This window comes from [Muricauda] lutisoli (nom. illeg.) (assembly GCF_017313105.1).
In the GTDB taxonomy this organism is placed as follows: domain Bacteria; phylum Bacteroidota; class Bacteroidia; order Flavobacteriales; family Flavobacteriaceae; genus Flagellimonas; species Flagellimonas lutisoli.
The window spans coordinates 182,305-195,909 of the sequence record NZ_JAFLND010000002.1; the positions used below are offsets into that span (position 1 = coordinate 182,305).

Sequence of the window (13,605 nt, forward strand, 5' to 3'; positions counted from 1 at the left end):
AGAATTTACTCAATCCATTTTTAGATTGACTTATATGATCTTAAACGTTGACGGTGGTCAACAACCGCGAGGTCTGTTCGGGAACTTCCTTGCTTTTGGGCTGTTCCAAGTTGTTGGAGATCTTGGAAAACAGGGGCTCTGGTGTTTCTTCATTGACGGATACATGGCCGTTTAAGGAGTTTATCTCCATGACCACCAAAGAAAGATAATCCATGAGGTGTTCTGCCTCATCAATCAGGATTCTGACCACTTGAAGCCGTAGACCATACTCCAAATCAATGCTGTGCTCATGATTCAAGGGGCTTTTCCTCCCTAAATTTTTCCAGATTATTTCCAAGTCCGATTTTTAAGCAAAAATAGCTTAAATAATATTCAGCTTACAATTAGGTTACGTTATTTTAACATAGCTGGGAATCAAAAATAAGCTTTGTCCGAAAAACTTCGTAAGATCATCAATCGGAGAATGGCAAGATTTACTTTTTTTTGGGTTTTTTTAGATTTCTCTAGGACTTACCGGATTCGACTTCTTAATGTTTTCATAAATATGAAAATCAAATGGTTCCATAGGCAAATAATATCAAACTAACTCTTATATTTAGCCGATTTCGAATAATTTTAAAAACAAAAAATGACCCACGAATTACTAGAAAAGGCGGAAGAGTTTGAAAAAAGGCCAATGAGCCACATGTCCACCAGCGATAGGGTTAAGGCCTCAAGGGAAGCAAAAAGCTTGATTCTTTCCATTAACGAGATCTACAAAAAAACCAAGGATTCCAAATTAATGGAGACCATGAAGAACATTACGGCTAAAAAGCGTAAGATAGAAAAGCGCCTAAAGGGTTCTCCCTTGGTTTAATTTCTACCACACATACTTTTTAAGGGAGGGTGTTGTTGGTTCTTCCTAACAAACATCCTTCCAAAGGTTTTAGTTCCCCTCTCCCACTCCAGAAACAATTCAGTAAATTCAAGCGACTTATCTATTTTTCGCTTGGCATGTTATTATCAAAAAATAGGTTTTCCCATTTACATAACTTTTCTTACCAGTTATGTCCCATTTACTGCAACAAATAAAAATATAGCTTGTTTGGTCCATCTTTTGGATAATTTAGAGGAGCAGTTTAACTCAACTAAATAGCAAACACTCAAAAAATGAACACTATAGATACAAAACTGGGATATCTATTCTGGTATATTGTTATTGCACTATCCATTTACTTTCTATTTAGCAGTATCTACCTGTATATGAATTAAGCTATACTAAACACTAGGTCATCAACCAAATACGAAGATAGTTAGTAAAGTGTCTCAATTGGGCTCCTTTTTTAGGCGCCCTTTTTATTTCCATTCCATTTTAGGCAACATCACTTCTTTTTTATCGTGGGAACTTTCCACGTTGTACAAAACTTCATCCAAAAAAGAAATGGCCTCGTTAATATGAGGGCCTTTGTTCAACATAACACATTCGGCCTGTACAGATGATGTGATATCGGTTATTTCGGACCTGGATGGCATTCCTTTTTTTGCCAGACCTTCCAAGACTTGGGTTGCCCATACCACTGGAATATGGGCTGCACTGCAAAAGGACAAAATACCTTCCTGTACCATTGCCATATTTTTCCAACCCACTTCCAAGGCCAAATCTCCTCTTGCGATCATCACACCTAAGTGTTTTCGTTGCATCGCAGTAATTAGGATATTGATCAAATTTTTGTACGCCAAATTGGTCTCGATTTTTAGTATAACGCCCAAATCTTCATCTGCACCCAATCGTTTTAGCACCATAAGAAGGTCTTTTACATCCTTTTCATCGTTCACATAGGAATAGTTTACAATGTCGGCATGTTTTACCACAAATTTCAGGTCTTCCCTATCCTTTTCCGTCAAACCCGAAATACCCAAATCCAAGGTTGGCAGGTTAATTCCCTTTTTTCCTTTCAGTTTGGTGCCACCAAAATCGGCACGTGTAATTTTCACTTCGAAGTGATCTGTGGCCGTTTCCATAACCTCCCCTTCGATTCTGCCATCATCAAATAAAATTGGTGCCCCTTTCTCCACACGTTCAATTATTTGAGAAGGCACACAACCAATGGTTGCCGGTTTCAATAAATTTCCTTCATCATCATACTTGGCGGAGGTCGCTTCATCTTCCTTGCCCGACACAATTAGTTTATCTCCTTCATGCAAAAGAATAAAAGGTTTCCGCTTCTTTTTTGAACCGTTTTTGCTTTTACCCTCTTCACCGAAATCAATTGTTCCTGTTCTGACCTTAGATCCTGCAAGGTCCATGGCTACCTTAACTGTAGTGGAGCATTCGTTGGCCGCCCTTTTCACATTGGCTATAATGGCTTTCCAAACTTCCAGGTTGTCGTGAGCGCAATTGATCCTGGCACAATCCATTCCATTTTCAACCATTTCCAAAACCATATTATAATCTGTTGCTGCTTCGGATGGCATGGTTACCATAATACGAACCCGTCTCTTTTTATCACTTTTTCCAAAAAGTTGGCCGGTATGTTTTTTTAGAAGTTTATTCCCATCGCCGATGGATAAAAACTCGTTATCGGATAAGTTGGGGTTGCTGCCCAACAAACTATGGGTAATGATCTTTAAATTGATTAGGCTGCCTAGAATATTTCCTTCGGAATTGGCCAAACGCGTCAAACCCAACTCTTTTAGACCCCTTTGCATATTTCTGGCATCAAAACTCCTAAAGGTTGCATAATGCATGAGGTTTTTGGCACTCTTTTTATAAATGGGACATACCTGCTTTAAAACAGGGCTGCTGTCCGCATCTTGTCGTTGAACCAAATCAAGGACCTCGTCTATTTGCAATGCCATTTTGTGAAGCTGCTCCCGTGTAATGCCCATACCTCATTGTTTATGGCAAATTTCAAAAGGAAACCCTTCAAAAAAACTGATATTGGTCAGTGCATTTAAACTTTACCAGACGGATTTCATTGGGCTGACAGTACTTATTAGAATGGGGGCCTCGTCATCCTCGTTAACAATAATCAGTGTATCATAAGGAGAGGTAGGAAATACTTGCTCGGTCATGGAGACCAAACCTTGATCAATAAATAATTCCATGGACGACCAGTCCATAAAAATCCTCAATTCATGTGCTTTTTTTTGAGCACCGATTAGTGGAGCTATATGCTTTCTTGCGCCAAAATCTTCCTGAAAATCGATTTTCCCAGATAAGGTTCTATCGACCTCAAATTTCCTGTTCTCTACGTCCATGTGCAGCTCGAGCACCTCATTGGATGCATTTTTAAACAATAGTTTAAACTTTCTTGAAGCTGTTGTCAGCCATATTTCGGATTGATTCAGCCCATTGGTCTCCACACTGAAAGTCTCGCCAGATGGAACCTCAGTTTGTTCAAGTAAAGGAGGATTGGACAATTTATCCACTGTTTCAATCGGGTAATTGGCCAGAAAATAGTCGTCATCCCATTCATAAAGTGATAGCTTGCGTGGCAGCGTCATAGCACTTCGCCATTTTTTGGTAGGCGTGTCCCGGGCATAATCCCAATTGCTCATCCACCCTATAAAAATACGCTCGCCATTAGGTACGTTGTTATAGGTTACCCCCGCATAATTATCGGTTCCATAATCCAACCACTTGGGTTCCGTTTGATCGGTGGAAAAGGTTTTGCCGTCAAAATCACCTACAAAATATTGGGTTCCGCTACCACCATTGGGCGCCCCGGGATTAATACTGATGATCAACACCCATTTTTCTTCATCCGAACCCTTGATCTTTAATGGAAAAAGGTCGGGACACTCCCACACCCCTCCATGAGCGCCTTTTGTTCTTCCAAAATCACTCAGGTGTTCCCAATCCTTTAAGTTTTTGGAAGTATAAAATTTAGCATGGTCGCCTGCAACCAACGTCAATATCCAAGATTTTGACGGTTCGTGCCAAAACACCTTTGGATCCCTGAAGTCCTTGATTCCCTCATTACCGATTACAGGATTATCGGCATACTTTGTCCAGGTGTCACCATTATCCAAACTATAGGCGATACCTTGTGTTTGAAAATCTTTTCTTCCAGCCCTTTCTCCATCCATGGAATGGTATGTGAAAATGGCGACCAAAGGTATTTTCCCATTTTCCCCAAAACCAGAGGTGTTTTTTGTGTCCACCACAGCACTTCCAGAAAAAATAAGTCCGTTTTGATCAGGATACAGTGCTATGGGCTTGTGCTCCCAATGCACCAAATCCGTACTTACCGCATGTCCCCAGTGCATAGGCCCCCATACAATATCATCCGGGTAATATTGATAAAATAGATGATAAAAACCATCATTATAGACCAATCCATTGGGGTCGTTCATCCATTTTTCCTCGGGCGAGAAATGAAATTGTGGTCGATATTGCTCTTTATAGCTCGATTCTACTTGATTTTGCACCGATTCCTGCTTGTGCTCGTTTTTACAAGAAACCAACATAATTAACATTAAGCAACTGATGAAGAAGTATCTGTACATTACCTTTTTATAAAATGAGCTAATCAAGATAAACAAATTTTATCTCTTCCTGTAACGGAAATAAGCGTTGCTTTATCCTAGAAAAAACCCATAAATGGATAGATATAACTTTTGGAACGAACGAAAATATGAGGGAGCCGTGCATTTTTCTCTTAAAGAGGGCATTGCATACAATTTTTCTTCAAAAATGATGTTTACATGGATGATGAATGTTGTATTTTCTTACGGATCTCAAAACTATGGGAAGAAGTAACATATGCATTGATCTTGAACTGATGAGTTGAAAAAAGTATTAATAAACAGCCACGATTTAGGTACTTAATATGTTGTTGAAGCCCTCTAAGAGAGACCTTATATTTACGCTTGCGGTTTTTGCACTATTCATAGCCATAGTCTTTATCCTATGGAACAACTCCCTCAACACCCAAAAATCGAATTACGTTAGGGAAATTCAAAATACAGGAAGCCTTAGGGCAAAGGAGTTTTTCTCTTTGGTCAAATACGACATAAAATCCTTGGAGAACCTAAAAAAGCGTATTGAAATGACCAATGGGTCATATTTTAACTATTGGGAAAAAGATGCCGGCCTTATTCTGGAACAAAACCCATCCTTCAGTTTTGTGGAATGGCTGGACAGCTCCATGATCATCAAAAAAATAACACCTTTGGATGGAAACCGTGCAGCTGTTGGTTTAGACCTAACCAAACACCCGAGATATCCCGAATGGAGAAATCATGTATTGGACTCCTCCACCAACATTTCTTCATGGACAGAGCTGCACCAAGGGGGCACTGCTTTTTTGGTGGATGCGCCTGTTTATTTTGATGGTGCCTTTAGGGGTTCGGTCACCGCAGGTATGGATTTCACGGCACCTTTTGATGAGTTGGTTGCCGATTTGGACAAATTCGCAATTCAAGTACAGGACGAAAAAGGAACCGTATTTTACTCCAAAAACAATCCAAGAACAGATGAGATCGGCAAGGAATTTATTTTTACTGCAACTTTTGAGGTAGATGCACTTGATGGCCAAAAATGGACGTTCTCGTTAATGCCTTCCCATCTTAACTTCTTGGCCGAAAGAAAAGAGTCGACCTACATGTACTTGGCTTTTGGGCTACTGCTCTCTTTACTTACCAGCTCGCTGGTATATTTTTATAGGTCTTCTAGAAAAAAGAACAAGTATTTGCGCGATGCCAATGTAAAACTAAAAGACCTCAACACATCATTGAAAAAGGAGCAATTAAGAGCCGAAAAGGCATCCAGGTCAAAAACAGAGTTCATATCCAATATGAGCCACGAAATAAGAACTCCCTTAAATGCGATCATCGGGTTTATTGAGGTTTTAAAGCTGTCCGAAATTCAAAGTTCGCTGCAAGAATACCTGTCCTTGATGGATATTTCTTCCAAAAAATTGCTCCTTTTGGTGAACGATATTCTTGAAATAGACAAAATAGAATCAGGTAAAACTACTTTTAGGAAAGATATATTTTCTCCCATGGGAGAGTTAAGGAACATCATAAGGATATATCAGCGAACCGCAGAAGAAAAAGGACTTTACATAGATCTGAATGAAACAGTGCAAAGTCAGATTGAAGTCGTTGGCGATATTGGGAAATACGGTCAAATCATAACCAATATTTTAAGAAACTCCCTAAAATTTACCGAAAAAGGTGGTATAACCATCTCCTATGAAGAAAATATTTTGGACAATGATCTTTCCATTGCCATTACCATAAAAGACTCTGGAATAGGAATTCCAAACGATAAACTTAAAACCATCTTCGACCGATTTACCCAAGTAGAGGTAGGAAAAGCAAAACGCCATGAAGGCAGTGGCCTTGGACTGTACATCACCTACAAGCTGGTAGAGCTCCTTGGAGGAAAAATTGATGTCACAAGTAAAGAAAGTGTAGGTACTGAATTTCACTTATCGCTCAAGTTTCCGATTTCGGAGACCGGCAATACCCCCACAAGCACAGCCAAAGAATTGATTGACCTAAGTGGTTGCAGGGTTCTCATCGTAGACGACAATAGAGTGAATGTGATGGTACTAAAAAAGACCCTCGAAAATTTGGGGGTAGATTCCGATTCGGCTACTAACGGACTTGAGGCGATTGAAGCCGTTAAAAAAAATGACTACCATTTGGTCTTCATGGATATCCACATGCCAAAAATGGATGGTTTAAGGGCTACCCAAGAAATCAGAAAATTCAACGACACCATCGGAATCATAGGACTTTCCGCAGATGTAACAAAAGAGGCCATTGACGAGGCAAAGGGAGTTGGCATGAACGACTACTTTACAAAACCCATATCTTTTGAGAAACTTCAAAAACACTTGCCCAGTTACCTGATCAAAATTTCCTGAAATTAAAAAGTCGGGGTTTGCCCATGTAGAAAATCATTATGGTAGTATATTTGGGTAGATGAACAAAGGATGACCCAGTCTTAACAACAAACAAAAAAGTAAGTATTGGATTGTCTTGTTGACCAACACCGTAAAAGTGTACGTTACCAAAACAAAGCAATTGAGCAAAAACCTACTTTTAATCCTTACCCGTAACCCAGAACTAGGTAAATGTAAGACCCGATTGGCCGCTAAAGTGGGAGACCCAACGGCTTTGGAAATCTATAAATTTCTGTTGGACAAAACCGTGTCGTTTACCAAAGGTTTAAAGGTGGAAAAATGGGTTTACTATTCAGAAGAAATTTGGAGAAACGATATTTGGGACAATAAGGTGTACACAAAAAAACTTCAGGTAGGCAACGATCTGGGCGAACGAATGATGAACGCCTTCAAAGAGGGATTCCAGGCAGGTTTTGAGCATATCATCATTATTGGGAGCGATATGTACCACCTGAACCAATCCGATCTGGAAGAAGCTTTTTCAAAATTTAAAAACCACGACTTTGTTGTGGGGCCCGCAGAAGATGGCGGATACTATCTTTTAGGAATGAAATCTTTAAAGGTGGAATTGTTCCAAAACAAGGATTGGGGTACAAACACGGTGTTGTCGGACACACTTTCCGATTTAACAGACGAAAAAGCAGCCCTTTTGAAAGAAAAAAACGATGTCGATTATTACGAGGACATTATAGATATTGAGGCCTTTGCGCCATTTATAAAACATCTAAAAGAATGACACAGAAACAGATTGACGAATCCGTTCAATACTTAAAAAAACGGGGTTTTGAAACCCCGGAAATAGGTATTGTGCTCGGTACGGGACTAGGACAGCTTGTGGACGATATAGAAAATCCTATCGAAGCACATTACAATCATATTCCCTATTTCCCATTGGCCACAGTGGAGTTCCATACGGGCAAATTGATCTATGGTACCATTGAGGGCAAAAAAGCAGTTGTGATGCAGGGCCGCTTTCATTTGTACGAAGGATATGACTTTACCGACATTACCTATCCCATACGGGTGATGCATCAACTCGGCATCCGAAAATTGTTTGTGTCCAATGCCGCAGGAGCCATCAACCTTGACTTTAAAAAAGGGGATATTATGCTGATTGAAGATCATATCAATCTGCAAGGTGGGTCACCATTGGCCTTTAAAAATGTTGCAGAATTTGGGGATCGATTTGTGGATATGAGCGAACCTTACGACCCAGAAATGTGCAAAAAAGTAGAAGCTATAGCCGCTAGAGAGCATATTTCTTTGAAAAAAGGAGTATATGCTTCCGTGGTTGGCCCCCAACTCGAAACCAAGGCCGAATATCGAATGTTAAAGATAATGGGGGCCGATGCCGTTGGAATGAGCACTGTTCCCGAAGTAATTGTTGCCAATCATTTACGACTACCTATTGTAGCGGTATCCGTATTGACCGATGAATGCGACCCTGACAACCTAGAACCTGTTGAAGTTCAGGAAATTTTGAAGATTGCCGGGCAAACAGAACCTAAAATGATTAAATTATTCAAAGAACTGATCAAAGAACTATGAGCTATTTAGACGCCACCCAAGACCTATATAAAGATGCTGCCCTGACCCCCGATGTTGGGCTTTGCTGCACCACCAATCCCATTTGGCAATTCCCGGGCCTGTCCATTCCCAAGATCATGCAAGAAATGAACTATGGTTGCGGAAGCACGGTTTCCGCACAGGATCTGGTAAACAATCCCAAGATTCTGTACGTAGGAGTCGGCGGTGGAATGGAGCTACTTCAATTCTCCTATTTTTCCAGACAAAAAGGCGGAGTTGTCGGCGTGGATTCCGTGGATGAAATGTTGCAAGCTTCCCGAAAGAACTTCAAGATTGCCGAAGAGGAAAACGATTGGTTCAAAAGTGAGTATGTCAACTTAGTCAAAGGGGATGCCTTACATCTTCCTGTTGAAGACGAAAGTATTGATGTAGCTGCCCAAAACTGCCTCTTCAATATTTTTAAAATAGAAGATCTTAAGAAAGCTGTTTCCGAAATGTACCGCGTTTTGAAGCCTTACGGAAGATTGGTGATGAGCGACCCGATCTGTGAACAACCCATGAGCGATGAACTCCGTAACGATGATAGGTTAAGGGCACAATGCCTTAGCGGTAGCATTCCTTTAAAGGATTACATAAAGGTTTTGACCGATGCTGGCTTCGGAACCATTGAAATTAGAGGAAAACGATCGTACAGGGTGTTATCGCCGAACCATTACCCCACTGAAGAGCTCATTCATATTGAATCCATTGAAATAGCGGCCATAAAAGACCCCATGCCCGAAGATGGACCCTGTGTTTTTACGGGTAAAACGGCCATTTATTTTGGTAACGAGGACTATTTTGATGACAAAAAGGGGCACGTGCTACAACAAAACCAACCCTTAGCGGTGTGTGATAAAACAGCGGCCGCTTTGGCAAACGCTTCGGATGAAATCTATATAAGCGAAAGTACCTACCATTACAATGGTGGCGGGTGTTGCTAAATTATATTTCGTTGCTTGAAAGATCAGGGTGCTTTTGAGTATCTAAATTATTTTTTGTTTTTATTTTTTTACACACCCATTGCATTGGAAAAATAATCTAGTTTTGTTTTTAGATTATCAATAAATCATACCTCAAAAACTCTTTTAAAGAACCTTTTTTAAAAAAGATTGAGACGTATGGTACCTCCCGCTCACATAAGGGAATTAAACTTAGATGAACTACCCGTTCACTTTAAAGATTTACCCCTCAAACCATTACCACTGGATGTTGTTTTTGCAAAAAAATGTCTAAAGCTATCACCAAGAGGCGCCATAGCCCTAGCCGCAGCTATGTCTGAATGGGTAATCTGGCGTAATGACAAACATCATGATTTGGAAAGTGGGTTGTTGGTAGAAGCTATGTGGGCATCTGCTGTACATCCATCTTATTTGGCCCCATTTGAAATAAATAATTGGCCCGAACCATCCGACCCCTTATGGGATTCGCTACCAAGCAAAGCTTTTTTGAGCATCCAGTATCACTTTCGTAAGTTGATTGAGAACATGATGGGGTACCCGCATCTCAATGACTTGGCGAATTGGTGTTACAATGTCCTGGAAACAGGAATGTTCAAAAACAAGAAAAGTAAATTGGAATCAACAAAGGGAAAAGAACTAGCAACCACATTTCATAGTTGGTTGCATAAGACCACCGACAAAATATTGAATATCTCCCCTGTTGATGAAATCACCTTTAAATGCCTAATTGAAGAGGCACCATCTGCAGAGATGCAACATAAATTTACTTGGGGAAATCCAGTTAGTCGGTTTGATATTGATCAAGAGTTTTCAAACCATCAGGAAAGAATAAAGGCAATAGATTCTTTTCTACGAAAAATTAAAAACAACCCGTATCTGTGCGAAGCAGATAAAGTTTCCATAAATAAATGTTGGGCTTTCCATAAGCAGAACATACCAATGCTCAAAGGGAATACCTATACATTTAACGAAGAAAACCTTTAAATTAGGTACCACCCCACTATCTAGAATTCTTTCATGTATTCCATTAAAACAACGACTGCACTAATAGACTTACGTCAGTGAAAGTATCTATACAATAATAGTGGATGTTGTAAGCTCTTTATTTGGCAACGGCCTCTTTGGAGGATTCATAATCCAATAAAATTCCCTCCGAAATCCATTTGGCCAGTGCCTGCCGGTTATCGGGGTCCAAGATTCTACGTTGGTCCTTTTTGTTTCTGATATTGCCAATTTCAATATAGGCCATGGCAGGAAGCGTGTTTTTTACCACATACAAACTGCTACGTTCCATAAAGGTGCCGTTGTACAATCGGTTGGGCTGGAATTTTTTGTATTTCCTGAAAAAGGTTTGGTGAATACTTTCTGCCAACCTTTTTCCATTGGAGCTTTTTTCATGGTGATAGAAGAACACATCAATATTGGTGCCCTCGCCCCTACTATCAACATGTGTGACCAATAGTCGTTGATATTTCCCTGAATTCTTTTTGTACAGGTCATTCACCACTTTGGTGCGTTGCTTCAAACGTTCCAGTTGATCGAGCGGTATGCTTTCCGAGCCAACGGTTTCATCAGTATCCAACTCAAGGACCCTGTTATCTCGAATGCCATCGTTGGGATCTTGTACAATAATATGCACCTCTGCTCCGTGCGATATGAGCTCTCGAGCCAGTCTTAGGGTCACATCGTAAGCGTATTCATCCTCAGCGATCATTTTCCCATGGTACTTTTCCACGGCCCCTGGATCGGGCCCACCGTGACCAGAAATCAAATAATAGACCGTGTTCTTCAAACGATCACTGGCGGCATCCACTTTTTTAAAATCATCACCAAAAATGGAATAGGTAATGTCCTCTTCCATCACTTCAACATTTTTGGCCAACGTATCGGGCAACAAATAGTGTCTTCCTAAAATCAGGGATTCATCTTCTCCCAGTTCCTCACTGTTCATGTCCACAAAGTCGTTGTAGTATTTTGTTGGACTTACGCCATGTCTTCTCAACAAGGAATAAATGCCATCCCCTTCTTGGGCCAGTACTTTAGGATATGCTTCTTGGGCACACATCGTGACCTGAGTAAAAGACAAAGTGATTAAAAATGTAATGAACCGATAAGATTTCATTTAATTCTCAAATTCTATATCAACATAATCATTAATAATGCCATTACTGATCAGATTGGCAAATTCTTTTCTGTTTGATCTAAGTGAGATTTTGTTACTGGATCTAGAAGTGTTTTCCAAGGTTATCAAGCTTATGGCCGGAAGAATATTTCGAGCTAAATAAAGGCTGTTTTTGTCCTCAAAGATCAAGCTGGCTTCGTCAAAAGTTGTATTGGAAACACTGTTCTCCTTGAATACATTTTGAATATTCTCTGCAAAACGCTGGCCTTGTGTGCTCTTGTTATAATGGTAAACTGCTACATCCAAATTACCGGACCCGGTTATATTCTCAGCACGGATCAACAACACACGTTGGTATTTGCCCGTATTTTGTATGTAACGCTTATTGATTGCTTTGGTATAATCCCCCATAGGGTTCTCAACGGATAAGCTGTCTCTAACCATATTATTGGAAACTTCGTCTCCCATTACATATACCTTAGCTCCGTGTACCATGAGCTCCGCGGCCAAACGTTGTGTAATATCGGCAACGAAGTTTTTGTCCTGCTCTGTGGTATTATCGGTGATCAGGTAATACACCGCATCTTTAAGCTTGTCACTTTTCAGATACATTTGTGCAAGTTCCTTATCAAAAATTGGCTCCTCAACATCTGCTATGGCTTCTATCAATACACCTGTTTTTTTAAAGGAATCATCGGTGTAGGGCACTTTGTAGTTTTCCCCTAACTTTAAAAGAGTGCCTTCCTTTATCTTTTCGGCATTCAGCTCTAAAAATGTTCCGTAATGTTTGACGGGGTCCAATCCTTGTTTGCGAAGCAGGGAAAAAATACCATCTCCTTGCTCAGCAACCACATTGTAATAAGGGTTTTCCTGCCCAAAGAGGAATGTACAGGCCCATACCCAAAATAGAAGGGTCAATCTTGATTTCATTGCTGAAAGTTTTTGGGAGGGGTGTATTACAAATATCACAAAAAATAAAACACGAAGACATGTTTTAGCAGAAAAAATCCCACAATCTTTTAACAATTTCAAAGACGTGATTCCTTCACTTGGGCATATTGCTTTCTAATTATGGATTCTGCAGGTTTATTTTGGGGAGTAAAACGGTTATCCTCATGACCACCAACTTTGTCGTGTTGCATAAACCATTTCCAAACAAATCCTCCCGCAAACCAATCCTCATTCCAAAATTCATCAAAAAGTACCTGCGTGGCCCTAGCCTGCGCCTCGAGGTTTACTTCCTCCTGATTTCGGTCTACCAACCAAGGTTTTTTACCTGTAAAATCCATGCTTCGATACCCAAATTCAGTGAACAAAATGGGCTTATCAACTTCTTTTACAAGATTGTACATTTTGGTTTTCCAAGGCTGCCAGCCCTGGGTAAGGGTTTCAATAGTAGGATTTTGCTTTTCACACAATGGAAAATAGGCGTTTACACCAATATAATCCAGTTCCGACCAAAAAGGCGTTTTTGCATATTCATCCCAATTGGCTGCATAGGTGAGCTTTCCATGATACACTACTCGTACTTTTTGAATTAGCTCTTTCCAGAATTCAGGTCGCTCTTTCACAAAAGTCTTTAGTTCGGTTCCAATACAAAAAATATCACTTTGGGTCTCTTCGGCCAGTTCCGCGAATAGTAGAATAAATTTTTCGTAGGATTCCTCCAGTTTGTTCCATTCTGCTTCAGAAGGCATCTTCATATTGCCGGTAAACTCTCCTCTATGAATCCAGATTTGGGGTTTCACCATGACCATCACTCCATTTTGATGTAGTTTTTCAATATACTGTTTAGCCCCTTCTCTTCGTTCTCCAAACCATTGCCGATCCATATTGAAAAACAATTCAGATGAGTTTTTTTCATTAATGAAACCAAAGGGCATTATAGCCGCATAATTTGCCTGAACATCAAGAACAGGGTCGATATGCTGTTGCGATAATTCTTCCCCGGAAGCAACAAAACTGACACCATTGACTTTGTCAAACTTGCTGGTAGCGCAAGAGACAAAAGCAAGAACCCATAAAAAAATTAGCTTCTTCATAATAATTGTGGACC

General features: G+C 40.2%; 12 protein-coding genes. 6 read left to right on the forward strand and 6 right to left on the reverse strand.

Annotation, left to right across the window (positions count from 1 at the left end; translation table 11 throughout):
- Positions 1-40: 40 nt before the first annotated feature.
- A complete protein-coding gene (locus J0X13_RS08165) occupies positions 41-337 on the reverse strand; it encodes a hypothetical protein (RefSeq protein ID WP_207070966.1) in 297 nt (98 codons plus the stop codon).
- A 291-nt stretch (positions 338-628) separates the two neighbouring features.
- On the opposite strand from J0X13_RS08165, the gene J0X13_RS08170 reads away from it, so the two are divergent.
- On the forward strand, positions 629-856 hold the full coding sequence (locus tag J0X13_RS08170; RefSeq protein ID WP_014032240.1) for a hypothetical protein: 228 nt from the start codon (positions 629-631) through the stop codon (positions 854-856).
- A gap of 479 nt (positions 857-1,335) precedes the next feature.
- On the opposite strand, the gene J0X13_RS08175 is transcribed toward J0X13_RS08170, so the two are convergent.
- Together J0X13_RS08175 and J0X13_RS08180 are read right to left on the reverse strand one after the other, a co-directional pair.
- Positions 1,336-2,868: a pyruvate kinase gene (locus J0X13_RS08175; RefSeq protein ID WP_207070967.1), complete on the reverse strand. Its 1,533-nt coding sequence runs from the start codon at positions 2,866-2,868 to the stop codon at positions 1,336-1,338.
- 72 nt (positions 2,869-2,940) lie between these two features.
- Positions 2,941-4,452 carry a glycoside hydrolase family 32 protein gene (locus J0X13_RS08180; protein ID WP_242535678.1) on the reverse strand — a complete coding sequence of 504 codons (1,512 nt, stop codon included), beginning with the start codon at positions 4,450-4,452 and terminating at the stop codon, positions 2,941-2,943.
- Between the two features lie 368 nt (positions 4,453-4,820).
- Between J0X13_RS08180 and J0X13_RS08185 the strand changes: the two genes are divergently transcribed.
- From J0X13_RS08185 to J0X13_RS08205, 5 genes are all read left to right on the forward strand, one after another.
- Positions 4,821-6,860, forward strand: coding sequence for a response regulator (locus J0X13_RS08185; protein WP_207070968.1), 2,040 nt, complete (start codon positions 4,821-4,823; stop codon positions 6,858-6,860).
- Between the two features lie 160 nt (positions 6,861-7,020).
- A complete protein-coding gene (locus tag J0X13_RS08190) occupies positions 7,021-7,635 on the forward strand; it encodes a TIGR04282 family arsenosugar biosynthesis glycosyltransferase (RefSeq protein ID WP_207070969.1) in 615 nt (204 codons plus the stop codon).
- A complete protein-coding gene (locus tag J0X13_RS08195; protein WP_207070970.1) occupies positions 7,632-8,447 on the forward strand; it encodes a purine-nucleoside phosphorylase in 816 nt (271 codons plus the stop codon). Before J0X13_RS08190 ends, J0X13_RS08195 begins: the two co-directional genes overlap by 4 nt.
- A complete protein-coding gene (gene arsM, locus J0X13_RS08200) occupies positions 8,444-9,409 on the forward strand; it encodes an arsenosugar biosynthesis arsenite methyltransferase ArsM (protein ID WP_207070971.1) in 966 nt (321 codons plus the stop codon). Before J0X13_RS08195 ends, arsM begins: the two co-directional genes overlap by 4 nt.
- A gap of 177 nt (positions 9,410-9,586) precedes the next feature.
- Positions 9,587-10,411 carry a hypothetical protein gene (locus tag J0X13_RS08205; RefSeq protein WP_207070972.1) on the forward strand — a complete coding sequence of 275 codons (825 nt, stop codon included), beginning with the start codon at positions 9,587-9,589 and terminating at the stop codon, positions 10,409-10,411.
- Positions 10,412-10,529: 118 nt separating this feature from the next.
- Here J0X13_RS08205 and J0X13_RS08210 read toward each other — a convergent pair whose 3' ends face one another.
- The 3 genes from J0X13_RS08210 to J0X13_RS08220 form a co-directional block, all read right to left on the reverse strand.
- Positions 10,530-11,492, reverse strand: coding sequence for an N-acetylmuramoyl-L-alanine amidase family protein (locus J0X13_RS08210; protein WP_242535679.1), 963 nt, complete (start codon positions 11,490-11,492; stop codon positions 10,530-10,532).
- Positions 11,493-11,549: 57 nt separating this feature from the next.
- Positions 11,550-12,479: an N-acetylmuramoyl-L-alanine amidase gene (locus tag J0X13_RS08215; RefSeq protein WP_207070974.1), complete on the reverse strand. Its 930-nt coding sequence runs from the start codon at positions 12,477-12,479 to the stop codon at positions 11,550-11,552.
- A 98-nt stretch (positions 12,480-12,577) separates the two neighbouring features.
- The gene (locus J0X13_RS08220; RefSeq protein ID WP_207070975.1) at positions 12,578-13,591 is read right to left on the reverse strand and encodes a glycoside hydrolase family 113; all 1,014 of its coding nucleotides are present in this window, start codon (positions 13,589-13,591) and stop codon (positions 12,578-12,580) included.
- Between the last annotated feature and the right edge of the window lie 14 nt (positions 13,592-13,605).